The organism is Sulfitobacter sp. HNIBRBA3233, assembly GCF_040149665.1.
Taxonomy (GTDB): Bacteria; Pseudomonadota; Alphaproteobacteria; order Rhodobacterales; family Rhodobacteraceae; genus Sulfitobacter; species Sulfitobacter marinivivus.
This window is the reverse complement of the sequence record NZ_JBEFLP010000001.1, coordinates 766109-788858: the sequence shown is the minus strand read 5'-3', so window position 1 is coordinate 788858 and position 22750 is coordinate 766109. Positions and strand designations below refer to the sequence as shown.

The 22750-nt window shown below is 64.2% G+C and carries 20 protein-coding genes; 8 read left to right on the top strand and 12 right to left on the bottom strand.

Going from position 1 to position 22750, the window contains the following annotated elements; genetic code table 11:
- Positions 1 to 9 precede the first annotated feature (9 nt).
- From pgi to zwf, 3 genes are read right to left on the bottom strand one after another with little or no spacing between them, the layout of a single operon-like run.
- Positions 10 to 1599, bottom strand: coding sequence for a glucose-6-phosphate isomerase (gene pgi / locus ABMC89_RS03840; RefSeq protein ID WP_349565364.1), 1590 nt, complete (start codon positions 1597 to 1599; stop codon positions 10 to 12).
- Entirely contained in the window at positions 1599 to 2270 is a 672-nt protein-coding gene (pgl, locus tag ABMC89_RS03835; protein WP_349565362.1) for a 6-phosphogluconolactonase, read from the bottom strand. Before pgl ends, pgi begins: the two co-directional genes overlap by 1 nt.
- A complete protein-coding gene (gene zwf, locus ABMC89_RS03830) occupies positions 2267 to 3736 on the bottom strand; it encodes a glucose-6-phosphate dehydrogenase (RefSeq protein ID WP_349565360.1) in 1470 nt (489 codons plus the stop codon). The genes pgl and zwf overlap by 4 nt, the downstream gene beginning before the upstream one ends.
- Before the next feature lie 210 nt (positions 3737 to 3946).
- Between zwf and ABMC89_RS03825 the strand changes: the two genes are divergently transcribed.
- Positions 3947 to 4894: a radical SAM protein gene (locus tag ABMC89_RS03825; RefSeq protein WP_349565358.1), complete on the top strand. Its 948-nt coding sequence runs from the start codon at positions 3947 to 3949 to the stop codon at positions 4892 to 4894.
- 8 nt (positions 4895 to 4902) lie between these two features.
- Here ABMC89_RS03825 and ABMC89_RS03820 read toward each other — a convergent pair whose 3' ends face one another.
- Positions 4903 to 5964, bottom strand: coding sequence for a DUF2855 family protein (locus ABMC89_RS03820; protein ID WP_349565356.1), 1062 nt, complete (start codon positions 5962 to 5964; stop codon positions 4903 to 4905).
- Between the two features lie 86 nt (positions 5965 to 6050).
- Positions 6051 to 6320, bottom strand: a complete 270-nt coding sequence (locus ABMC89_RS03815; protein WP_349565354.1) for an usg protein — start codon at positions 6318 to 6320, stop codon at positions 6051 to 6053.
- A 191-nt stretch (positions 6321 to 6511) separates the two neighbouring features.
- On the opposite strand from ABMC89_RS03815, the gene gyrA reads away from it, so the two are divergent.
- The gene (gyrA, locus tag ABMC89_RS03810; protein ID WP_349565352.1) at positions 6512 to 9280 is read left to right on the top strand and encodes a DNA gyrase subunit A; all 2769 of its coding nucleotides are present in this window, start codon (positions 6512 to 6514) and stop codon (positions 9278 to 9280) included.
- A gap of 123 nt (positions 9281 to 9403) precedes the next feature.
- Here the strand turns inward: gyrA and ABMC89_RS03805 are convergent, their stop codons facing one another.
- From ABMC89_RS03805 to ABMC89_RS03790, 4 genes are all read right to left on the bottom strand, one after another.
- Positions 9404 to 9766: a hypothetical protein gene (locus ABMC89_RS03805; protein ID WP_349565350.1), complete on the bottom strand. Its 363-nt coding sequence runs from the start codon at positions 9764 to 9766 to the stop codon at positions 9404 to 9406.
- A gap of 160 nt (positions 9767 to 9926) precedes the next feature.
- Positions 9927 to 11405: a carboxypeptidase M32 gene (locus ABMC89_RS03800; protein WP_349565348.1), complete on the bottom strand. Its 1479-nt coding sequence runs from the start codon at positions 11403 to 11405 to the stop codon at positions 9927 to 9929.
- Positions 11402 to 12556, bottom strand: coding sequence for a heme A synthase (ctaA, locus tag ABMC89_RS03795; protein WP_349565346.1), 1155 nt, complete (start codon positions 12554 to 12556; stop codon positions 11402 to 11404). The genes ABMC89_RS03800 and ctaA overlap by 4 nt, the downstream gene beginning before the upstream one ends.
- A gap of 52 nt (positions 12557 to 12608) precedes the next feature.
- A complete protein-coding gene (locus tag ABMC89_RS03790; RefSeq protein WP_349565344.1) occupies positions 12609 to 13364 on the bottom strand; it encodes an RNA methyltransferase in 756 nt (251 codons plus the stop codon).
- Positions 13365 to 13470: 106 nt separating this feature from the next.
- On the opposite strand from ABMC89_RS03790, the gene ABMC89_RS03785 reads away from it, so the two are divergent.
- Entirely contained in the window at positions 13471 to 14094 is a 624-nt protein-coding gene (locus ABMC89_RS03785; RefSeq protein WP_349565342.1) for a thiamine phosphate synthase, read from the top strand.
- A gap of 4 nt (positions 14095 to 14098) precedes the next feature.
- Here ABMC89_RS03785 and ABMC89_RS03780 read toward each other — a convergent pair whose 3' ends face one another.
- On the bottom strand, positions 14099 to 15268 hold the full coding sequence (locus ABMC89_RS03780; RefSeq protein ID WP_439655636.1) for a HupE/UreJ family protein: 1170 nt from the start codon (positions 15266 to 15268) through the stop codon (positions 14099 to 14101).
- Between ABMC89_RS03780 and ABMC89_RS03775 the strand changes: the two genes are divergently transcribed.
- From ABMC89_RS03775 to ABMC89_RS03760, 4 genes are all read left to right on the top strand, one after another.
- Positions 15267 to 16085, top strand: coding sequence for a DUF4198 domain-containing protein (locus tag ABMC89_RS03775; protein ID WP_349565338.1), 819 nt, complete (start codon positions 15267 to 15269; stop codon positions 16083 to 16085). The two genes, ABMC89_RS03780 and ABMC89_RS03775, sit on opposite strands and share 2 nt — an antisense overlap.
- Before the next feature lie 49 nt (positions 16086 to 16134).
- Positions 16135 to 17019 (top strand): PfkB family carbohydrate kinase, encoded by an 885-nt coding sequence (locus tag ABMC89_RS03770; RefSeq protein ID WP_349565336.1) that lies wholly within the window; start codon positions 16135 to 16137, stop codon positions 17017 to 17019.
- On the top strand, positions 17016 to 17921 hold the full coding sequence (locus ABMC89_RS03765) for a pseudouridine-5'-phosphate glycosidase (RefSeq protein ID WP_349565334.1): 906 nt from the start codon (positions 17016 to 17018) through the stop codon (positions 17919 to 17921). The genes ABMC89_RS03770 and ABMC89_RS03765 overlap by 4 nt, the downstream gene beginning before the upstream one ends.
- A gap of 90 nt (positions 17922 to 18011) precedes the next feature.
- Positions 18012 to 18755 (top strand): DUF502 domain-containing protein, encoded by a 744-nt coding sequence (locus ABMC89_RS03760; RefSeq protein WP_349565332.1) that lies wholly within the window; start codon positions 18012 to 18014, stop codon positions 18753 to 18755.
- Between the two features lie 7 nt (positions 18756 to 18762).
- Here the strand turns inward: ABMC89_RS03760 and ABMC89_RS03755 are convergent, their stop codons facing one another.
- Both ABMC89_RS03755 and ABMC89_RS03750 read right to left on the bottom strand, forming a co-directional pair.
- On the bottom strand, positions 18763 to 19797 hold the full coding sequence (locus ABMC89_RS03755) for a patatin-like phospholipase family protein (RefSeq protein ID WP_349565330.1): 1035 nt from the start codon (positions 19795 to 19797) through the stop codon (positions 18763 to 18765).
- Positions 19794 to 20579, bottom strand: coding sequence for a 3-hydroxybutyrate dehydrogenase (locus tag ABMC89_RS03750; RefSeq protein ID WP_349565328.1), 786 nt, complete (start codon positions 20577 to 20579; stop codon positions 19794 to 19796). Before ABMC89_RS03750 ends, ABMC89_RS03755 begins: the two co-directional genes overlap by 4 nt.
- A gap of 418 nt (positions 20580 to 20997) precedes the next feature.
- Here ABMC89_RS03750 and ABMC89_RS03745 point away from each other — a divergent pair, with 418 nt between their 5' ends.
- Positions 20998 to 22716 (top strand): extracellular solute-binding protein, encoded by a 1719-nt coding sequence (locus ABMC89_RS03745; protein WP_349565326.1) that lies wholly within the window; start codon positions 20998 to 21000, stop codon positions 22714 to 22716.
- Positions 22717 to 22750 lie beyond the last annotated feature (34 nt).

Sequence of the window (22750 nt, the reverse complement as noted above, 5' to 3'; positions counted from 1 at the left end):
GCCTGAGCTCTAGCCGCCGTGGCGGTGGATGAAATCCACCAGCGCCGCCGTCGACGGGTCCAGCCCCTCGTGCCCCGCCTCCCCGTCGACCACCGGCTGGAGGGACGTGGCAAGCTCCTTGCCCAGCTCCACGCCCCACTGGTCGAATGAATTGATGTCGAGGATCACCCCTTCGACAAAGACCCTGTGTTCGTAGAGCGCCACGATCTGGCCCAGTGTGAACGGATCGAGCTTGGGATAGAGCAGCGTGGTCGACGGGCGATTGCCCGGAAACACCCGGTGGCGGGCCTGCCGCTCACGCTCCGCGCCCTCAAACCCCTTGTCGGCGGCAATCTTCATCGCCGCGCCCAGATCACGCCCTTCCATCAGTGCCTTGGACTGCGCAAGGCAGTTGGCCACCAGAAGCCGGTGGTGGTGCCTGAGGTCGGGCTCGTGCCCCTCTGCCGCCAGCAGGAATTCGCAAGGGATGACCCGCGTGCCCTGATGGATCAGCTGGTAGAACGCGTGCTGCCCGTTGGTGCCCGCCGCCCCCCAGACGACCGGGCCGGTGTCGCGCGGGCTGTCGGTGCCGTCGTGGCGCACGCCCTTGCCATTCGATTCCATCTCGAGCTGTTGCAGATAGGCCGGCAGCATCCCCAGCCGCTCGTCGTAGGGCAGCACGGCGCGGGTGGCGTGACCGCAGATCTGGTTGTGCCAGATCCCCACCAGCGCCAGCATCACCGGCAGGCTTTCGTGCAGCTCGGCGTGGCGGAAATGCGTGTCCATCGCCTGCCCGCCGCGCAGGAACGCGTCGAAAGCCGCGGGGCCGATGGCGATCATCAGCGACAGGCCGATCGGCCCCCAGACGGAATAGCGCCCGCCGACCCAATCCTCGAACCCGAAGACATGGGCAGGGTCGATCCCGAAATCCGCCGTCTTGTCCGTGGCCGAACTCAGCGCCGCGAACTGGCGTTGCGGGTCGCCGCCGTGGTCACCCATCCACGCGCGCGCCGTGCGGGCATTGGTCATCGTCTCGATGGTGGTAAATGTCTTGGAGGCGACGATGACCAGCGTGCGCCGCGCGTCGAGCCGCGCCAGCGTGTCCGCGATATCCGCGCCGTCGACATTCGACACGAAATGGCAGCGCGGCCCGTCGTGGTAGGGGCTCAGCGCCTTGACCGCCATTGCGGGGCCCAGATCGGAGCCGCCGATGCCGATATTGACCACATCCGTGATATCGCCGCTGCGCACCTCGTCGGCAAAGCGGCGCATGGCGGCCAGCGTGTCGCGCACGGGCGGCATGACATCCTTGCCGTCCACCTCTACCGCGCCCCCGTCGAGGTTGCGCAGCGCGCTGTGCAGAACGGCGCGGTTTTCCGTGTCGTTGATCCGCTCGCCGGCAAACATCGCATCGCGCCTTGCGGCGACATCGCACTCGCGGGCCAGCCGCAGCAAGGCCGTGCGGGTGTCTTCGTCGATATTGGTCTTGGAATAGTCGAGGCGCATGTCACCGGTCTGCGCGGAAAAGGCGGCAGCGCGGTCCGCCGCCCCGAAAAGCTCCGTGATCGGGCGTTTCGCGGTGGCCTCATGCAGCGCGTGCAGGGTGCTCCAGGCGGTCATCAGGCGCTCCAGTGGAAGGTGGCAAGGTCCATAACGGTGCGGATCGGCGCATCCTCGTCGGGCATATCGGCCGCGCGTTCCAGCGCGTCGCGCTTGTCCTGACCGGTGATCAGCACATGAACCTCGCCCGCCGCGCGCAACACCGGTGCGGTCAGGGTGAAACGCTGGATCTCCTGCCCGTCAATCAGGATCGGCAGGCAGGCGGGCGCATTATGCGCAAGCGCCTGCTCCAAGCCCCGCGCGCCGGGAAAAAGCGACGCGGTATGCATGTCCGCCCCCATGCCAAGGACCATGACATCCACCGGCAGCAGGTCGCGCAGCGCTTCGGCGTGCGTGCGCGCCGCTTCGGCGATGGTCTGGCGTTCGGAGTAATAGGTTCTCAGCCGTGCCGCCGCCGCCGGACCGGTCAGCAGCCTGCGCCGGACCAGCGCCGCGTTCGACAGCGCGTTTGCCTCGGGCACCCAGCGTTCATCGGTCAGGATCACCTCTACCCGCTCCCAGTCGAGATGCACGGCCGACAGCGCATCAAAGACCGGTCCGGGAGTGCTGCCGCCGGGCACCGCAAAGGTTACCGTGTCGTTCTGCGCCAGTGCCGCGCGCAGCTCGGATCCCAGCCGATTTGCCACGTCCAGCGCCATCATTTCCCGGTCTGCGTATTCGGATAGCTTCATGTCGTCACCTCACGCCATGCGCGGCCTTCGCGCCGCAGCAGTTGGTCGGCATCCGTGGGACCGGCGCTGCCGAAGTCATATGGCTTTGGCACATCGTTGCGCGCCTCCCAGCCTTCGATGATCGGATCTGTCCAGGCCCAGGCCGCCTCGACCTCGTCGCCGCGCATGAACAGGGTCTGGTTGCCACGGATCACGTCCATGATCAGCCGCTCGTAGGCGTCGACCTGCTCGACCTCCTCGGGGTTGAGCGCCTCGGCGAATGTCATGTCGAGCGGCACGTCGATCAGCCGCATCCCCCCCGGCCCCGGCTCCTTGATGGTCACCCCGAGCGTGATGCCTTCGTTCGGCTGCAGCCGGATCGACAGCACGTTGCGGTGGCGGCCTGCGTCCTCCTCGAAGATCGAATGCGGCGTGTCCTTGAACACCACCGTGATTTCGGAGCTGCGCGCGCTCATCCGCTTGCCGGTGCGCAGGTAGAACGGCGTGCCCGCCCACCGCCAGTTGCTGATTTCGGTACGCAGCGCGATAAAGCTTTCGGTGCGCGAGCGGGCATTTTCAACCGCCGTGCGATAGCCGGGGTTCTCGGCCTCGTTCATCGGTTCGGCCTGATACTGGCCGCGCACCACATGGTGCGGCTCTGGCTGGTCCAGCGCGCGGATGACCTTCAGCTTTTCGTCGCGCACCGCGTCGGGGGCAAACCGCGCGGGCGGCTCCATCGCGATCAGGCACAAAAGCTGCATCAGGTGGTTCTGCACCATGTCGCGCATCGCCCCCGATTTGTCATAGTATTCGCCGCGCCCGCCCACACCCACGGTTTCGGCCACGGTGATCTGGATGTGATCGACGTACTGGCTGTTCCAGAGCGGTTCGAACAGCATGTTGCCAAAGCGGACCGCCATCAGGTTCTGGACCGTTTCCTTGCCCAGATAATGGTCGATCCGGTAGATCTGGTCCTCGTTGAAATAGGTCGCCAGCGTCTTGTTCAGCGCGCGCGCGGTTTCCAGATCGCGCCCGAAGGGCTTTTCCACCACGATCCGCGCGCCGGCGTCCGCCATGCCCCATTTCTGCAAACGCTCCGCAATATCGCCAAAGAGCGCGGGCGCGACCGAGAAATAATAGGCCTCGACCCGGTCGGTGCCCTTCATCGCCTCCTGCAATTCGGCCCAGCCGCCATCGCCGCGCGCGTCTATGGCGATATAGGACAGCTGTTCGAGAAAGCGGCCCAGCGTGGCATCGTCGCAGGCCTGTTCGCCGCCGAACTCGGCAATGGCCGCGCGCACCATGTCGCGGTAGCCGGCGCTGTCCATCTCGCTGCGCGCAGCGCCGATGATCCGCGCGTCGGCAGGCATCTGGCCTGCGCAGAACCGCCGGAACAAACCGGGCAGGATCTTGCGCCGCGCCAGATCACCGGTGCCGCCGAAGATCACCAGATCGAAAGTATCCACCGGAATGACGCGTGAAACCATGCCGTCCCCCTCAGGCCTTGCCCTGCCTTGTTGCTCAAATCTACCGTGCCATGCGGATCATGCCAGCGGAAAAGTGTTAGCGCAAACATGCGCGTGCACCCTAGCGAATCCTTCCCATATCACAAGAGTGTGCACGCCCTTTTCTTGCCTTTTGCGATAGCGTACCAAGTCAGTTGTAATGATCGACACTGTGACTGAAAGTAATCCGGTATGAAAGACAACGTATTGGCCAACGCGGGCAAATTCGTTGACCCCGGCGTGACCGCCAAGGGCGAGCCGCGCGCGCGTGTGGCGCTGAGCCATCCCGAAACCCTCTGGTTCAACACTGGCACCCTGTGCAACATCGAGTGCGCGAATTGCTATATCCTGTCCAGCCCGACGAACGACGCGCTGGTCTATATCACCGCCGAGGAGGTGCGCAGCTATCTCGACCAGCTCGAGGACCGCGCCTGGAACGTGGGCGAGATCGCCTTTACCGGCGGCGAGCCCTTCATGAACCCGCAGATGATCGAGATGACCGAGGCGGCGCTGGAGCGCGGATACGAGGTGCTGATCCTTACCAACGCGATGCTGCCGATGATGCGCAAACACATGCGCGCGGGACTGTTGCGGCTCAATGCCGCCTACCCCGGCAAGCTGACGTTGCGCATTTCGGTGGATCATTACCGCGCCGATCTGCACGACGCCGAGCGCGGCAAGGGCGCGTTCGAAAAGACGCTGACCGGCATGAAATGGCTGTCCGAGAACGGCTTTCGCATGGCGGTCGCGGGACGGTCGGTCTTTGGCGACAGCGATGCCGAAAGCCGCGCGGGATACGGCGCGTTCTACGCCGAACACGGCTTTGACATCGACGCCAACGATCCCGGCATGACTGTGCTGTTTCCGGAAATGGACGAAAGCGTGGAAGTGCCCGAAATCACCACCGCTTGCTGGGGTATTCTGGACAAATCGCCCGATGCGGTCATGTGCTCAAGCTCGCGGATGGTCGTCAAACGGCGCGGCGCGGCGAAACCCGCCGTTCTGGCCTGCACGCTGCTGCCCTACGCGCCCGAATTCGAACTGGGCGAAACGCTGGAGGAGGCCGAACGCGATGTCGCCCTCAACCACCCCCATTGCGCCAAGTTCTGCGTGCTCGGCGGGGCCAGCTGCTCCGCCTGAGGGCGGCGCTAGAGCGTGATGACGTGACCGTGGCGCGGATCGGCTGTGCCACGGGCCAGATCCAGATAGACCGCCTCTGCCGCCGCCAGCCCGGCCTGCGGTTTGACCTCCAGCCAGGCCGCCGCATCTTCTGCCAGCCGCTTCCATGCGGCGGTGATCTTCTTTTCCATCACCCCCGGTCCCCAGTCCTCGCGCCGTTTGGCGATCTGCGCGGGGGCGAAGAAGAACTGCGGCTTCACCCCTTCCAGCGCGATACCGGGCTGGAACTGGTCCCAGTGGCTGATCCCCACGGCCGAGGAATGTTTCAGATGGTCGCCCAGCGTCGCGTGGACCGCCTGTTTAACCTGACCGTTGCCCGACATATCGACATAGACGGAAGGCTCGCGGGGCAGCTGGTCAACGGCGTCATAGGTCAGCACCCTGTCACAGGCACCTAGCCCTTCGACAAAAGCGCGGTTGCGCTGCGATGTCAGCCCGACGATGGAATAGTCCCGCTCCTGCGGTTCGGCGAGGTATTTGCACAGGCCCAGACCGGTCTTGGACGAGGCCGACCCGACGATGATCTGGCGCGCGCCGAAAAGATCGTTGTCCATCAACCAGTCGAACAGCAGATAGGATGTCGCCAGCAGCGGCTGCAGCAGCGCGCGCATGTGGTCGCTCTGGGTATCGCTCTCGACGGGGGTGTAGCGGTTATAGACCGCCGGAAGCTCCGCACGGTGCTCTGCCACGTCGACAAAGCCGCCTTGCCCGCCCGCTTGCGGGGTGATGACCAGCTCTTCGGCCATCGGGTAGAAGCCGTAGAGCCTTGTGCCGACAGCCAGCGCGTCGGCGTTGCTTTCCACCACTTCCGCCGTGCCCCAGACAGGCACCAGCCCCTGACCGTCTACGCCCGTGGGAAAGAATTTCCAGTACCCGATGGCAAATCCCGACGCGGCGTAGGTCACGTTGTTGGCAGTCAACGCAAAGCTTTGCAGCCGCAACCGCGCCTCGCCCGGCCCGCACGCCGCGGGCGGGACGGTTTCGATCCGCGTTTGCGCGATCTCGCGCTGGTTCACCAAAATCCGCTGCATGCTCTTCTCTCCCCTCAGACTGTCGCCGCAGCCACTCTAGGGTGTCCGCGCGAGGATGCAGCCGGAAAGTTGGGGGGGACGCGTAATCAGTGCAGGGTGAATTCGCCCGTCACATGGCGCCATTCGCCGCTTGCCAGAAGCTTGCGGTGCGAAAAGCGCACGGAATGCAGGGGGCCTTCGATCTCGCTCTGCCAGAACTCCACGAACTTGAACAGGCGCGGATGGTCCGGCGCGATGTCGTAGTCCTGCCAGATATAGCTATTGAGAACATGGGTATAGTCGGGCATCCGATAGAAAAATTCTGCCGTGGTCAGCCCGTATCCCTTCAGCATCAACTCGGTCTCTGTTTCGCGCATTTTGCACCTCTTTTTCTGGCTCGGTTCTTTCAGCTTGCCACGAAAAACTAACTTTTCAATAAAAACAGTGTGTTGGCACTTGTCCGCGGTGGCTGCCAGCGCGCGGCGGGCAATGTGATTGCACCTTATATGCCCTTCGGGCTATACAAATACGCAAGATATAGAAGACATCAGCCAAGCTGGGACAGGCCGTGAGCGACACACCTCAAACACCTGAAAACGAAGGCGAATTGCCGCCCGAGCGCCCAACGTTCGACGGGCCGTCGGTGACGATCGAACACGAGATGCGCACAAGCTATCTCGATTACGCGATGAGCGTCATCGTCAGCCGCGCGATTCCCGACCTGCGCGACGGGCTGAAACCGGTGCACCGGCGCATCCTCTACGCGATGCACGAAACCGGCAACACCGCCGACAAACCCTATCGCAAGTCCGCGCGTCCCGTGGGCGATGTGATGGGCCAGTACCACCCGCATGGCGACAGCGCGATCTACGACGCGCTGGTGCGCATGGCGCAGGATTTCTCGATGTCGCTGCCGCTTCTCGACGGTCAGGGCAACTTCGGCTCGATGGACGGCGATAACGCCGCCGCCATGCGCTATACCGAAGTGCGCATGGACAAGCCCGCCGATTACCTGCTGGCCGATATCGACAAGGAAACCGTGGATTTTCAGGACAACTACGACGGCAAGCAGAAAGAGCCGTCCGTCCTGCCCGCACGCTTTCCCAACATGCTCGTCAACGGTGCGGGCGGCATTGCCGTGGGCATGGCCACGAACATCCCGCCGCACAATCTGGGTGAGGTCATCGACGCCTGTCAGGCGCTGATCGAGAACCCCGATCTGAGCTCGGAAGAGCTGATCGAATATGTCCCCGGCCCCGATTTCCCTACGGGTGGCATCATGCTGGGACGGTCCGGCGCGCGCAAAGCCTACCTCGAAGGGCGCGGCAGCGTCGTGATCCGCGCCAAGACGCGGGTCGAGGAGATCCGCCGCGACCGCTGGGCCATCGTCATCGACGAGATCCCCTATCAGGTGAACAAGGCCACGATGATCGAACGCATCGCCGAACAGGCGCGCGAGAAAAAGATCGAGGGCATTGCGCACGTTCAGGACGAATCCGACCGCAACGGCGTGCGTGTCGTGGTCGAACTCAAGCGCGACGCGACCGCCGATGTGGTGCTGAACCAGCTGTTCCGCTTTACGCCGCTGCAAACCTATTTCGGCTGCAACATGCTGGCGCTGAACGGCGGTCGTCCCGAAACGCTGACGCTGCGCCGGTTCCTGACCGCCTTCATCGACTTCCGCGAGGATGTCGTTGCGCGGCGCACGGCGTATCTTTTGCGCAAGGCCCGCGACCGCAGCCACATCCTGTGCGGTCTGGCCGTGGCCGTCACCAATATCGACGAAATCGTCGCGACCATCCGCGCGTCTGCCGATGCCGCCGAGGCGCGCGAAAAGCTGATGACCCGCCGCTGGCCCGCGGAATCGATCCTTCAGTACATCGCGCTGATCGACGATCCGACCCATACCGCCAACGACGACGGCACCTACAACCTCTCCGAGACGCAGGCGCGCGCCATTCTGGAACTGCGCCTGCAACGCCTGACCCAGATCGGCGTGAAGGAAGTCACCGACGAGCTGGAAGAACTGGCGCGCAAGATCAAGGAATACCTTGAAATTCTGGGCAGCCGCGAGCGGATCATGCAGATCATCGCGGACGAGCTGGCCGAGGTCAAAGAGCTCTTTGCCGTGCCCCGCCGGACCGAGATCGTCGACTGGTCGGGCGATATGGAGGACGAGGACCTCATCGCGCGCGAGGACATGGTCGTGACCGTCACATCGGGCGGCTATATCAAGCGGACCCCGCTGGCCGATTTCCGCGCGCAGCGCCGGGGCGGCAAGGGCCTGTCCGGTGGCGCGCTGAAGGAAGACGATGTGGTCACCACCCTCTTCGTCGCCAACACTCATACCCAGCTGCTGTTCTTCACCACCGACGGCATGGTCTACAAGCTCAAGACATGGCGCCTGCCGCAGGGCGCGCGCACGTCGAAGGGCAAGGCGATCGTGAACATCCTGCCGATCCCCACAGGTGTCTCCATCGCGGCAATCATGCCCGTGGACCGCGACGAGGCGGAATGGGACGATCTGCAGGTGGTCTTCGCCACGTCCGCCGGAACCGTGCGCCGCAACAAGCTCAGCGATTTCACCAACGTCATGCGCAACGGCAAGATCGCGATGAAGTTCGAGGGCGAGCACGAGGGCACCACCCTGATAAATGCGCGCATCGCATCGAACGATGACGACGTGATGCTGGTCACCGACGCGGGCCGCGCGATCCGCTTCCCGGCCACCGATGTGCGGGTGTTCAACAGCCGCAATTCCGTCGGTGTGCGCGGGATCAGGCTGGGCGATGGCGACACCGTGGTTTCAATGTCCGTGATCCGCCATTTCGAGGCGAGTTCCGAAGAACGGGTGGCCTATCTCAAACAGCGCCGTCTGATGGCGGGCCTGACCGACGATGACGCCAGCGATGACGAGGAAGAGGTTGTCGCGGGCGGCCAGCTTTCGACCGAGCGTTATGCGGAAATGTCGGCCTCCGAGGATCTGATCCTGACGATCACGTCCGGCGGCGCGGGCAAGATTTCATCGGCCCATGACTATCCGGTGCGCGGGCGCGGCGGCATGGGGGTGACCGCCTGGTCCAAGGGCATGTCCACCGGCCCGATCATCGCCTGCTTCCCGGTCGAGATGTCGGACCAGATCATGCTGGCCACGTCCAAGGGCCAGTCGATCCGCGTTCCCGTGGACGGCATTTCCTTCCGGTCGCGCAGCGCAGGTGGCGTGAAGGTCTTCGATACCGGCAAGGGCGAGCAGGTCGTCAGCGTCGCCTGGATTGCCGATCAGGGTGAAGAGGATGTTGCCGATGACAGCGCCGAAGACACCTCTGGCAATGAATAATAATCACGCAGACCAAGTGTTTACGTGAAAAAGTTAAGGCCGCCCGTCAGGGGCGGCCTTTTCTGTTTCGGTCCTCCGGTGTGATCCGGGACGCATTCGCGCAGCCAAGGCGCGGACACCAGATTACTCCGCCGGGCCGGAATCGCTGTCGCTGTCGGCGTCGCTGTCACTGCCGCCGGCGATCACCGCAACCGCGACGATGGCGCCCGCGATGGCGGGACCGGCGTTGCCAATACCTTCACCGGCGGTGAAAACGCCTGCGGTATCCTCGTCCGCGCGGACGCATTCGCGGATCAGCGTGCCCGCCGCGTCGCGTGTCGTGTCGGGCTTGCAATTGTAGATCACGTCATTCGCACCCTGCACGCGCACGGAATAGACCGGATCGGCGGAGGCGCCGAGAACCGCTTGTTGCGTGGTGCTCTGTGCATAGGCGCCGCTGGCGGCAGTCAGGCTCAACAGGCTCAGAACTGTGACAAATTTCTTCATGGGAATCCCTTCTATCTTCTTGTCCACTGCTAGGAGAGAACGATTAAGCGTTCGTTAACGCGGCCGCGCATGACCACTCTCTTCCCTAGAACAACACCGCAAAGCGATGTTGTTTCCACAGTATTTGCCATCCTTCGCTGAATCAGCAGGAACTTGCGTATCAAATGCGGTAAAGCACCGAGAATTTCGTGTTCAGGTAATCAAGAAGCGGCGCTTCGCTGACTTTTTGGGCACTTGCGGTCTCGATCACGTCGCGCGGCAGCATCAGCCCGCCGTGGCGCTGCACATTCTCGCGCAACCATCCCGTAGCCGCCGAGGTATCGCCCTGCGCCAGATCGGCGTCGAGATCCGGCAGCGCCGTGCGCATCGCCTCGTTCAGGCAGCCCGCATAGACATTGCCAAGGCTGTAGGTCGGAAAATACCCGAACAGACCCACGGACCAGTGCACGTCCTGCAAGACACCGTTCGACGGCTTGTCGACCGGATAGCCGAAATCGGCCTCGAACCGGTCGTTCCACGCGGCCTCAAGCTCGCTCACCAGAAGATCGCCCTGCATCAGCGCGCGCTCCAGATCGAAGCGCAGAAGGACATGCAGGTTGTACTGCAATTCGTCCGCCTCGGTCCGGATATAGCCATCGTTGACGCGGTTGACCGCGCCATAGAACGCATGCTCGTCCGCGATGCCGAAATCGCCGAAGGCGTCCTTCATCTGCCCGAAGAGCCAGCCGGTAAAGGCCCGGCTGCGGCCGATCTGGTTTTCGTAGATGCGGCTCTGGCTTTCGTGCACCCCCATGGACGCGCCGCTGCCCAGCGGTGTCAGCAGATGCGCGCGGTCGATGTTCTGCTCGTAGCTGGCGTGACCGACCTCGTGGATGGTGGAATAGAAGCAGTTGAACGGATCGGCGGGGTTGGTGCGCGTGGTGATCCGCACATCAAGGCCCGAGCCCGAAGAAAACGGATGCACGGCCTTGTCGACGCGCCCGTGGCTCATGTCATAGCCGAAGGTTCTGGCCAGAAGCCGCGTCAGCTTCATCTGGGTGCTTTCGTCGAATTGACCTTCCAGCCGCTTCGGCGCGGCGGCGCTGTCGCGCACGGCGGCGCGCAGATCGCTCAGCACGGGGCGCATGGCGGCGAACATCGCTTCGATATCGGCCCCCGTGGCGCCGGGCTCATAGTCCTGCAACATGGCGTCATAGACGTTGCCGCCCGCGGCCAGCGCCTGCCCCTCTTCGCGCTTGAGCATGATGACATCCGACAGCGTCGGCAGGAAGGCGGACACATCATTGGCGGCGCGCGCCTCGGCCCAGATGCCCTGCGCCTCGGAGGTGACGCGCGCGATCCGCGCCGCCAGCGTGGCGGGCACCTTGGAGGCGCGGTCGAAACTGCGGCGGATTTCGCGGATGTTGGCGCGCCCCACGTTATCGAGCGTCTTTTCGTCTACCGCCGCCAGCCAGTCGCCCACGCGCGGATCGGTCCGGCGCGCGTGCAGCACGCTTTCCATCGCGGCCATTTCCTCGGCCCGCTGCGGGGCGGCCCCGCGCGGCATCACGGTTTCCTGGTCCCAGCCCAGACGCCCCGCCACCTGACCCAATGCCATGGTGTCACGGGTAAAGCTCATCAGATCGTCGTAGGCAGTCATGCGGATTTTCCTCTCAGGGATGCGATCTGCGGATACATGGCCAAATGGCGCGCGCGCAGGATAAGAACCCAAAGGACCACGGCAAGTCCTTGGTGAACAAGGGCAATCTGGACGGGTGCCGCATAGAGGACGGTCACGATGCCCCAGACCACCTGAAGGCTCAGCACGGCCATGACCGCGTTGAAGGCGAACCGCGTGGCCGCGTGGGTGGATTTGCGCCCCTGCAGCCAGACGAACGCGCCGTAGGCGAAGAGCACATAGGCGGTGATCCGGTGGATGAACTGCACCAGCCCCGCGTTTTCGAAGAAGTTGCGCCAGACCGGCTCCAGCTCGAACGGATAGGGCGGCAGGAACGCGCCCGCCATCATCGGCCAGTCGTTATAGGTGCGGCCCGCGTCGATCCCCGCCACCAGCGCGCCCAGAATAATCTGCAGGAAAGTGACATGCATCAGCCCCGTCGCGCGCTTGCTCAGGCCCGGCTCGCGGGCGCGACGGACCTGTATCAGGTCGCGTTCCGTGCGGCCCAGCAGCAATGCGTACCAGGTGATCAGGCCGAGGATCACGAAGGCCAGCCCCAGATGCGTGGCCAGGCGGTAGCTTGCCACATCCAGCATGCCCTCGCCCGTGGTCACGCCAGAGGCGACCATCCACCAGCCGATCGCGCCCTGAAGCCCGCCGAGACCGCCCAGAAGCAGCAGCCGTGGCGTCCAGCCCGCCGGAATCTGGCGGCGCAGCAGGAACCACATGAAGCCCAGAAACCACACCAGCCCGATCACCCGGCCCAGCTGGCGATGGCCCCACTCCCACCAGTAGATGAACTTGAACTCCGACAGGGTCATGCCCTTGTTCTGCAACTGGTATTCGTCGATCTGGCGGTATTTGTCGAATTCCGACGCCCAGTCCTCGGCGTTCAGCGGTGGCAGCGCGCCGGTGACGGGGCGCCATTCGGTGATCGACAGACCCGAATCCGTCAGGCGGGTGGCGCCGCCCACGAGGATCATCAGGAACACCAGCGCGAAGAGGATCATCAGCCAGACGCGGATCGCGCCGCGCGCGCCGCGCTTTCCGGCGTCGATGACGCCCTTGGTCGCAACGGGCCGCGTGGTGGCCGTCTCGCCCACTTCTTCAAACAATTTGCGTGTCTTCGCCATATCGTTCTCCGTCATATTCCGTGGCAGAGGTATGCCTTTGCGCCCCGCCCGTCTAGCCGCGTTCCTTCCAGCGGACCATCTGCCGCAAGGTGCCGTGCAGCATCTGCACATCCGCCCGTGTCAGCGGCAGGCGGCTCCACATGTTGCGCAGGTTGGTTTTCATCGACTGCGCCTTGTGTTCGGGAAAGAAGAAGCCCGCCGTCTCCAGCCGCTCCTCGAAATGGCGCGCCAGATGCTCGATCTCGGCTTGTTCGGCCCATTGGGTGCCGGCCAGTTCTTCTGTCACGTCAGGGGCTTGCGTGCTCTGGCGCATCCACTCGTATCCCACCAGCAGCACGCATTGCGCGAGGTTCAGCGACGGGAACTCGGGGTTCACCGGGACCGAGATGATGGCATTGGCCTGTGCGATGTCGTCGTTTTCCAGACCCGCGCGTTCGGGGCCGAACAGCACGCCCACCCGCTGGCCTGCGGCGATCCGGCGCGCGGCCTCGGCCATGGCGGCCTCGGGGGTGTAGACGGGTTTGGTCAGATCGCGCTGCCGCGCCGTGGTGGCAAAGACAAAGCTGCAATCGCCAAGTGCGTCGGGCAGCGTGTCGCTGAGCGTGGCGGCGTCCAGAACCCGCCCCGCGCCCGAAGCCATGGCCACGGCGGCGGGATTGGGCCAGCCGTCACGCGGGGCGACAATACGCATGTGATCGAGACCGAAGTTCAGCATCGCGCGCGCGGCGGCGCCGATGTTCTCGCCCATCTGGGGGCGCACCAGCACAAACGCGGGCTTGGTCGGCGGGGCAACGATGTCATTTGTCATGGCCCGCTCTCTATCCGCCCTGCCCGCCCTTGCCAATATGCGCGGCCCCTCTTTCCAACGCCGCGTAAACTGCGATAGGGAACGACAGCAATCCGATGGAGGTCCCATGCAAGACGCCCCCGAACAGCCGCAACTCTACCTGATCACCCCTGCCGAGGTCGAACTCTCCACCTTTCCCGACCGGCTTGCGCGGGTGCTGGATGCCCAGCCGGTCGCCTGTGTGCGCCTCGCGCTTGCAACCCGCGACGAGGACCGGCTGGCGCGCGCCGCCGACACGCTGCGCGCGGTGACCGATGCGCGCGATGTGGCGCTGGTGATCTCGGACCACACACTTCTGGCCGAACGGCTGGGCCTTGACGGCGTCCATCTGTCGGACGCCGCAAGATCCGTGCGCCACGCCCGCAAGACATTGGGCGAGGACGCGATCGTCGGCAGCTTCTGCGGCACCTCGCGCCACGACGGGATGAGCGCGGGCGAAGCCGGTGCGGATTACATCGCCTTCGGCCCCGTGCAGGCCACGGCGCTCGACGATGGCCGTTTTGCCGAAACCGACATGTTCCAGTGGTGGTCCGAGGTGATCGAGATCCCCTGCGTCGCCGAGGGCCAGCTTGATGTGGACATGATCCGCACGCTTGCGCCGATCACCGACTTCTTCGGCATCGGCGACGAGATCTGGTCAAAGGAAGATCCCGTCGCCGCGCTCAATACACTCTGGGCCGCGGTGGGCTGACCGCTCAGAGCAGCGTGCGTTCGACGACCCAATAGGCGGCGATGATCGCGATCAGGACAGATCCGGTCATCGACACGCCCCGGAACATAACCGGGTATTCCGTCACCATCTCTTCGGGGCCTTCCAGACGCGCGCGGCGCGCACCGGCGACAGCCAGCCAGATCAGCACAAAGGCCATGGCGATGACCGTCAACTGGCCCACTTCGACGCCGACGTTGAAGCCCAGAAGGGCCGGAATGAACTGGTCTTCGGGCAGGCCGAATTCACCCAGCACCGACGCAAATCCGAGCCCGTGCAGCAGGCCGAAGCCGAAGACGATGATCGGCCGCCATGTGTTGAGCCTGTGAAAGAAGATATTCTCGATCGCGACATAGACGATCGAGGCGGCGATCAGCGGCTCGACGATGGACGCGGGCACATTCACCAGCCCCAGCGCCCCGAGCGCCAGCGTGACGGTATGGGCCAGCGTGAACGCGGACACCTGCCAGACCAGCGGACGCAGGTGCGTGGACAGGAAAAACAGCCCCAGCACGAACAGGATATGGTCAAGGCCCTGTGGCAGGATATGGTCGAAGCCCACCGGAATATAGCTGGCGAAGGCCTGCCAGCCGGTCTGGGCATTGCCGCCCGCGAGGGCGATACCGGCACTGGTCTCCCCGCCGCCGATCAGGCCGGTGAAAGGCTCTTCCACGCCCTGCTGGCGCAGCACCAGCGCACCGCCGCCGTCGGGCCAGGTCACGCTCAGCGTGCTGCCCTGCGGCGCCTGCCCCAGAAGCTGCCACGCGGCAATGCGCGGCAGCTCTTCGGGCACGTCAGAGGGGATGTCGATGGAAATGCTCTCCAGCGGCACGGGCGTGCCGTCTATGGCCACCAGCGGCAGCGCGTTCCAGTCGTCCAACAGGCCCGGCGCGCGGCGCGCGATCTCGTCGGCGGGCAAGGCGCGCAGCGCGTCGTAGTCTTGCGCCTGCGGGGCATTATCCGTGTCCTCCACCGCATCCAGATCGACACCGGCCAGAAAGGCCTCGATGTTGATCTGCAACGAAAGGGCCACGCCCCCGTCCTCTGCCGTCAGATCCGCGATGGTAGGCACGACTTCGTGAGCGCGCGCCGGAAGGGTTGACATGAGCAGCAATAGGATCAGCTTGCTGAGGAGTAACAGGGAACCGCGTACCATGAAGATTTCTTACCTATTGTCAGTTGTTGCAGCGCTGGCCCTGCCGGGCGCCGCCTATGCCCATGAATTCTGGATCGAGCCGGAAAAATATCAAGTTTCGCCGCAAGATAACGTGATCGCAGATTTGCGCAACGGCCAGTTGTTCGTCGGCACCGCGCAGGCCTTCTATCCCGCGCGCAACACCCGGCTTGACCGGTCGCTCGGTGACGAAACCTCCGCGATCGAGGGCCGTCTGGGCGATCGCCCCGCGATCCGGATACCGCCGCTCGGGGACGACGGGCTGCTGATCCTGCTGCACGAAGCCGCCGCCTCCTCGCTGACCTACAAGGAGTGGGAGAAGTTCGTGGCCTTCGTCGAGCACAAGGATTTCACCACCGCGGTCGAAACGCACGAGGACCGCGGCTGGGCCAAGGAAGATTTCGAGGAGGTCTATACCCGCCATTCCAAGGCGCTGATTGCCGTGGGCAGCGGTGAAGGATCGGACCGCGCCTTCGGGCTCGCGACCGAATTCGTCGCCCTCGAAAACCCCTACGCGCCTGATTTCGATGGCACGCTGGATGTCGAATTGCTCTACGGGGATGCGCCGCGCGCGGACGCCCAGATCGAGGTCTACGCCAAGGATGCGGCGGGCGAGGTCGAGCTGACAGTCACCCGCACCGATGCGCAGGGCCGCGCCTCCATCCCGGTCGAGCCGGGGCTGAGCTATCTTCTCGATGCCGTGGTGCTGCGGCCTGTCGAGGGCGCGACCACCGTTGCCGACGGCCCGATCTGGGAAACGCTCTGGGCGGCGCTGACCTTCGCGGTTCCCGCACGCTGAGCACACAGCGCCACTTGCGCAGCGGTGCGCGCGGCGTCACAAGGCGTGCATGACGACTGCACCAGATATCCTGTGCATCGGCTCCGTCCTGTGGGACGTGATCGGCCGGTGCGACACGCCGATGCGCCAGGGCGCGGACATGCCGGGGCGTATCACCCGTCTGCCCGGCGGCGTTGCCCTCAATATCGCCATGGCGTTGAAACGTTTCGGCCTGCATCCGGCCCTGCTCAGCGCCGTGGGGCGTGATGTGCCGGGGGACGAGCTTATCGCGGCCTGTCAGGCGCGCGGCCTGATGACCGATCTGATCTACCGCTCCGACGATCTGCCGACCGATCAATACATGGCCGTCGAAGCCAGCAACGGGCTGATCGCGGCGATTGCCGATGCGCACTCGCTCGAGGCTGCGGGCGACAAGATCCTGCGCCCGCTCGGCGGCGGCACGATCGCACAGCCCTATACCGGCCCTGTCGCGCTTGACGGGAACCTCACCCTCGATCTGTTGTCGGCCATGGCCCGCAGCCCCGAACTGGCCAGGGCCGATCTGCGCGTCGCCCCCGCATCGCCCGGCAAGGCGCTGCGCCTCAGCCCGTTCGTCGAGACAGGGCGCGGCACGCTTTATGTGAACCTCGAAGAGGCGGGGCTGTTGTGCCAGGCGCACTTCGACACCTCCGCCGATGCCGCGGCCGAATTGCTGCACCGGGGCGCTGCCCGCGCGGTGGTGACCGACGGCGGCAACCCCGCCACGGTTGCGGGGCCTTCGGGGATTGCCACCCAAACGCCGCCGCCCGTGGCGGTCGCCCGTGTCACCGGCGCTGGCGATACTTTCATGGCCGCGCATATCGCGGCCGAACTGCGCGGCCTCGACCCCGACGCGGCGCTCGCCTCCGCGCTCGATGCGGCGGCCCTCTACGTCTCCGGAGAAACCAAGATATGATCCCGATCCAGTATTCCGACGAAGTCACCGTCGCGCGCGCCGAGGGCGCCGCCCTCGTGGCGCTGGAAAGCACCATCATCACCCACGGCATGCCCTACCCCCAGAACCTCGAGGTCGCCCGTCAGGTCGAAGCGGACGTGCGCGCCATGGGGGCCGTGCCCGCGACCATCGCCGTCATCGACGGCACGCTGCACGTGGGGATGGACGCGGACCAGCTCGAGGCGCTGGCACAGGCGAAAGGTGTCGCGAAACTCAGCCGCGCCGATATGGCCGCATGCATCGCCACGGGCGGCACCGGCGCCACCACGGTAGCCGCCACGATGATCGCGGCGCGCCTTGCGGGCATCCACGTCTTTGCCACGGGCGGCATCGGCGGCGTCCACAAGGGCGCCGAGGACAGTTTCGATATTTCGGCGGACCTGATGGAGCTCGCGCAGACACCGGTGACCGTCGTCGCGGCGGGGGCCAAGGCGATTCTCGACGTGGCCAAGACCCTTGAGGTGCTCGAAACCCAAGGGGTGCCGGTCATCGCGGTGGGTCAGGATGCGTTTCCCGCGTTCTGGTCGCGCGGATCGCGGCTGAAAGCGCCCTTGCGCATGGACGACCCCGCCCAGATCGCCGCCGCCCACCGCACCCGCGCCGCTCTTGGCCTGCCGGGGGGGCAGCTGGTTGCGAATCCGATCCCGCAGGACGCGGAAATCCCGTCCGAGGATCTCTTGCCGATCATCGCGCAGGCCCAATCCGACGCCAACCGCGCGGGCATCAGCGGCAAGGCGGTCACCCCCTACCTGCTGCAACGCATCTTCGAGCTGACGCAGGGCCGGTCGCTGGACGCCAATATCGCACTGGTGCGCAACAATGCACAGCTTGCCGCGCGAATTGCCCTCGAATTACGCGACTGACGGGAACTTTGCGGGCTCGGGGCCATTGTGGCTTTATTCAGCAGCACATAGCTAATAACAGATCACTTTGACCCCGGAACCTGCCTCCACATGAACACACCTTTTGATCCCGATCCCATAACCCCGCCAAAGCGCGGGATATTCGGCGGCTTTCGCGCCAATTTCCTGACCGGTCTGATCGTGATCGCCCCCGTGGGCCTGACCGTCTGGCTGATCTGGAGCGTTGTGGGCTGGATCGACGGATTTGTTCTGCCGCTGGTGCCCGTCGCCTACCACCCCGACCGGCTGATCCAGGATCTGCTGGGGCTCGACCCGTCGTTGCAGATCAACGTGCGCGGCATCGGCGTGGTGATCTTCCTGCTGTTCACCTGTCTGATCGGCTGGATGGCAAAGGGCATCATCGGCCGGTCCTTCATCCGCGCAGCCGAAAGCCTCGTGGAGCGGACGCCGGTCGTGCGGTCGATCTATTCGGGGATCAAGCAGATTTCCGAAACCATCTTTGCCCAGTCCGAACGCAGCTTCGAGACTGCCTGTCTGGTCGAATATCCGCGCAAGGGGATTTGGGCCATCGGCTTTATCTCGACCAATGCCAAGGGCGAGATCGCAACGAAATCCGGTGGCGACGGCAACATGACGTCGATCTTCCTGCCGACCACGCCGAACCCCACGTCGGGGTTCCTGCTTTTCGTGCCGACCAGCGATGTGATCGAACTCGACATGACGGTCGAGGACGCCGCGAAACTGGTGATCTCGGCGGGCCTGGTCTATCCGAACCAGAAAGCGCTGGACCGTGGCGACCCGCCCGTCGCGGATCTGCGCAACCGCGCCTCCTAGGGCGTGCTCAGCTGAACATCTCTTTCAGGTCGATGCTGCTGCGTTTGCCGATATTGTCGATGTCGGTGCGCAGGAAAAGCTCCGCCGCTTCGGTGCCCGCATCCTTGAGCCGCTTGATGACCGTCGCATTCGGGACCATTTTGGTCGCCGCCGAAAGCTGCGCCATCAGGTTGTCATCGGCGATCATATGCATCCGCACGCGGCTCTTGCTGCCGGTTTCGAGCGTGCCCTCGTCCAGCAGACGCTGCACGAACTCGATGGCGCGCAACTCCCGCAGCAGGCTCGAGTTGAAGCTGATCTCGTTGATCCTGTTGGCGATCGCCTGCGGCGTTGTCGGGATCTCGTCGCGCTCCAGCGGGTTGATGTTGATGATGACCACGTCGTCCGGCAGGCCGCTGTCATATAAGGGAAACAGCGCCGGATTTCCGGTATAGCCCCCATCCCAGAACGCCTCGTTGCGGCCCGTGGTCTCGTCGTACATCTCGATTGCCCGAAATACCGTGGGCAGGCAGGCCGAGGCCATCAGCGCCTTCGGGCCGATCTCCGCGCCCTCGAAAATGCGGATCTTGCCGTTGCGCACCCGCGTGGCCCCCACAAAGAACAGCGGCGGCTCAAGCGCGCAGACCTTGTCGTAGTTCAGCTTGGCCACGATGTCTTCCAGCGGATTGCGGTAGAACGGACCATAGCCGTAGGGCGACAGCACCCGCGTCAGCTGTTCGCTGAACTGGTAGGGCCAGCTGAACTCGATCTGGCTGCTCAGGACGTTCAGCCCGAAGGGCGCCATCCAGTCCGCCATGCGCAGATCGGTGACACCCGCCACTTCGTGCCAGAGCCATTCGAGGTTCTCGCGCGCGCCCGCACGGCCGCCGGTGACCATCCCCGCCTTCAGCGCGGCCCCGTTCAACGCCCCCGCAGAGGTGCCGGACATGCCGCAGATCTCCAGATCGTCCTCTTGCAGAAGACGATCCAGAACACCCCATGTGAACGCACCGTGCGCGCCGCCGCCCTGAAGGCCCAGATTGATCTGCTTGCGATTTTTCACAAAGCGGTCCAGCCGCCGTCCACACTGATCGTCGTGCCGGTGATCTGGTCCGCCGCAGGGCTGCACAGGAAGGCAGCGGTGCCGCCCATCTGTTCGACCGTCGCGAATTCCTTGGACGGCTGACGTTTCAGCATGACATTCTTGATCACATCCTCGCGGTCCATGTTGTATTCCTTCATGGTGTCGGGGATCTGGCTTTCGACCAGCGGCGTCAGGACATAGCCGGGGCAGATCGCGTTCGCCGTGATCGGCTGCTCTGCGGTCTCAAGCGCGGTTGTCTTTGTCAGCCCGACGATGCCGTGCTTGGCCGCGATATAGGCCGCCTTGTAGGGCGACGCGGTCAGCCCGTGCGCGGACGCGATGTTGATGATCCGTCCCCAACCGGCACGCCGCATCATGGGAAGCGCCGCCGCCGTGGTGTGAAACGCCGAGCTGAGGTTGATCGCGATGATCGCGTCCCATTTCTCAGTCGGGAAATCTGGGATCGGGGCCACATGCTGGATGCCCGCGTTGTTGATCAGGATATCGCAGGCGCCAGCCTCCTCGATCAGCTTGCGGCATTCGTCGCCCTTCGACATATCCGCCTTGATATAGCGCGCCTTCACGCCCGCCACGCGCGCGATCTCCTCGGCCAGCGCGTGATCCTCGTCGCTGTCGGTGAAGGAGTTGAGCACGATGTCCGCCCCCGCCTGCGCGAGTTCCCGCGCAATTCCCAAACCGATGCCCGAATTGGAGCCGGTGATGATGGCGGTTTTCCCGCTCAGATCGTAAGTGATGGCCATGGCGACGCTCTCCTTGATTGCGTTTGTGCAAAATATGCCGCAGTGCAGCTAGAAAGCAAATGCCGCACGGCCGGCGTCTGTTCCGGATTTGATCATTCTTTCGTGTCAGACTGTCTGCCGGGCCAAAAAAAAACGCCCGCGCGAGGCGGGCGTCAAGTTATTGAGGCAGGTTTCATACAGGCAAGAAACCTATCGAGCAGTAAGTTCTTTATAAGGAAAGTTGCGCTCGAGTCCAAGCTTAAAGTTTGCGCACACCCCCAAGGCCAGCTACACCTTTCAGTAATAAAAATAAGGGCAGCTCGGGATTGTTTCAAAAATGACTTCTGTTTTTTTCCAGAAGGCGCGGAGGTTTGCTGCGGTTTCTTCACTGATTCTCTCGACAATGCCGGCGCTGGCCGAACCGCAGCACGCTATCGCCATGTATGGCGCACCCGCGCTGCCGCCCGATTACACCCAACTTCCCTATGTAAACGCCGCCGCGCCGCGTGGCGGGGCGATCACGCTGGGCAATACCGGCGGCTTCGACAGCCTCAATCCCTTCGTGCGCAAGGGCACCGCGCCCTGGCAGTTGCGCTTCTTTACACATGAAACCCTTCTAGGCCGGTCGTGGGACGAACCCTTTACCCTCTACGGTCTGCTGGCCGAATCGGTCGAAACCGACGAGGCCCGCACATGGGTCGAATTCACCCTGCGCGAGAACGCGGCCTTCTCCGACGGCAGCCCGCTGACCGTGGACGATGTGATCTTCTCTTTCGAGCTTCTGGGGACCGAAGGCCACCCGCGCTATTTCGGCCTTTGGGAACAGATCGAGAGCATCGAGCAAACCGGCGAGCGCAGCCTGCGCATCACCTTCAATGCCGAAAACCGTGAACTGGCGCTGCTGGCGGGCCTGCGCCCGATCCTCAGCCGCGCCCAATGGGAGGGGCGCGATTTCGCCAATGCGCCGGTGCAGGACATCCCGCTCGGCTCCGGCCCCTATACGATCACCGACTATGAGCCGGGCCGTTTCGTAAAGCTTGCGCGCAACCCCGACTACTGGGGCGCGGACATCCCTTTTCGCACCGGTACCCATAACTTCGACGCGATCACGCTCGATTTCTACGGCGATGCCTCGGTCCTGTTCGAGGCATTCAAGGCAGGCCAGGTCTCTGCCGTGCGCGAATTCAACGCCGAAACATGGGACAGCCAGTATAATTTTCCGGCCATCGACCGCGGCGAGATCGTCAAGACGGTTGTGCCCCACGAAAAACCCTCCGGCATGACCGGTTTCGTGATGAACACCCGCCGCGCCCCCTTCGACGACTGGCGCGTGCGCGATGCGCTGATCCAGGCGTTCAATTTCGAATATATCAACGACACGCTGACCGGCGGCGCGCAGCCGCGCATCACCTCGTATTTCTCGAACTCCGTTCTGGGCTACGAGCCCGGACCGGCCTCGGGACGCGTGGCCGAATTCCTGCTGCCCTATCAGGACAGTCTGCCGCCCTCCACGATCGAAGGCTACGCCCTGCCCGTCGCGGACGGATCGGCGCGCAACCGGGCGGGCATCAGGGCCGCGATGCAGCGGCTTACCGAAGCCGGCTACACCGCCGCTGACGGCGTGATGCGGCGCGGCGACGGCACCGCGCTGGAATTCACCATCCTGATCCAGAAAGGCAGCACCGAGGATATCGCGATCGCCGAACTCTATTCCCGCGCGCTCGAACGTCTCGGGATCACGGCCACGATCGAATCGGTCGACGATGCGCAGTATTTCTCTCGCACGGCCAGTTTCGACTTCGACATCACGACCTTCCGCCGTGCCCTGTCGCTCAGCCCCGGCAACGAACAGAAATTCTACTGGGGATCCGAGGCCGCAGACCAGCCGGGCTCGCGCAACCTGATGGGCGCGCGCAATCCGGCCATCGACGGGATGATCGACGCGATGCTCGATGCGCGCAACAGCACCGACTTCATCGCGGCGACCCGCGCGCTGGACCGCGTGCTGACGGCGGGACGCTACGTGATTCCCTTCTGGTCCTATACCGAAGGGCGCATCGCCCATGTGCGGCAGATGAAATACCCCGACACCTTCCCGATCTACGGGGACGGTCCGGAATGGATGCCCGAAGTCTGGTGGTGGGACGAAGGTAGCTGATCTGTCACAAAACCGTAACGTCCCGCCGCTAAGG

Bases quoted from the DNA above. Each gene is read 5' to 3' on its own strand.
- ABMC89_RS03770 (WP_349565336.1), top strand. From the start codon at position 16,135: ATGACGACTGCACCAGATATCCTGTGCATCGGCTCCGTCCTGTGGGAC.
- ABMC89_RS03750 (WP_349565328.1), bottom strand. From the start codon at position 20,579: ATGGCCATCACTTACGATCTGAGCGGGAAAACCGCCATCATCACCGGC.
- ABMC89_RS03800 (WP_349565348.1), bottom strand. From the start codon at position 11,405: ATGACTGCCTACGACGATCTGATGAGCTTTACCCGTGACACCATGGCA.
- ABMC89_RS03825 (WP_349565358.1), top strand. From the start codon at position 3,947: ATGAAAGACAACGTATTGGCCAACGCGGGCAAATTCGTTGACCCCGGC.
- zwf (WP_349565360.1), bottom strand. From the start codon at position 3,736: ATGGTTTCACGCGTCATTCCGGTGGATACTTTCGATCTGGTGATCTTC.
- pgi (WP_349565364.1), bottom strand. From the start codon at position 1,599: ATGACCGCCTGGAGCACCCTGCACGCGCTGCATGAGGCCACCGCGAAA.
- pgl (WP_349565362.1), bottom strand. From the start codon at position 2,270: ATGAAGCTATCCGAATACGCAGACCGGGAAATGATGGCGCTGGACGTG.
- ABMC89_RS03760 (WP_349565332.1), top strand. From the start codon at position 18,012: ATGAACACACCTTTTGATCCCGATCCCATAACCCCGCCAAAGCGCGGG.
- ctaA (WP_349565346.1), bottom strand. From the start codon at position 12,556: ATGGCGAAGACACGCAAATTGTTTGAAGAAGTGGGCGAGACGGCCACC.
- ABMC89_RS03790 (WP_349565344.1), bottom strand. From the start codon at position 13,364: ATGACAAATGACATCGTTGCCCCGCCGACCAAGCCCGCGTTTGTGCTG.
- ABMC89_RS03780 (WP_439655636.1), bottom strand. From the start codon at position 15,268: ATGGTACGCGGTTCCCTGTTACTCCTCAGCAAGCTGATCCTATTGCTG.
- ABMC89_RS03765 (WP_349565334.1), top strand. From the start codon at position 17,016: ATGATCCCGATCCAGTATTCCGACGAAGTCACCGTCGCGCGCGCCGAG.
- ABMC89_RS03785 (WP_349565342.1), top strand. From the start codon at position 13,471: ATGCAAGACGCCCCCGAACAGCCGCAACTCTACCTGATCACCCCTGCC.
- ABMC89_RS03775 (WP_349565338.1), top strand. From the start codon at position 15,267: ATGAAGATTTCTTACCTATTGTCAGTTGTTGCAGCGCTGGCCCTGCCG.
- ABMC89_RS03815 (WP_349565354.1), bottom strand. From the start codon at position 6,320: ATGCGCGAAACAGAGACCGAGTTGATGCTGAAGGGATACGGGCTGACC.
- ABMC89_RS03820 (WP_349565356.1), bottom strand. From the start codon at position 5,964: ATGCAGCGGATTTTGGTGAACCAGCGCGAGATCGCGCAAACGCGGATC.
- ABMC89_RS03805 (WP_349565350.1), bottom strand. From the start codon at position 9,766: ATGAAGAAATTTGTCACAGTTCTGAGCCTGTTGAGCCTGACTGCCGCC.
- ABMC89_RS03745 (WP_349565326.1), top strand. From the start codon at position 20,998: ATGTATGGCGCACCCGCGCTGCCGCCCGATTACACCCAACTTCCCTAT.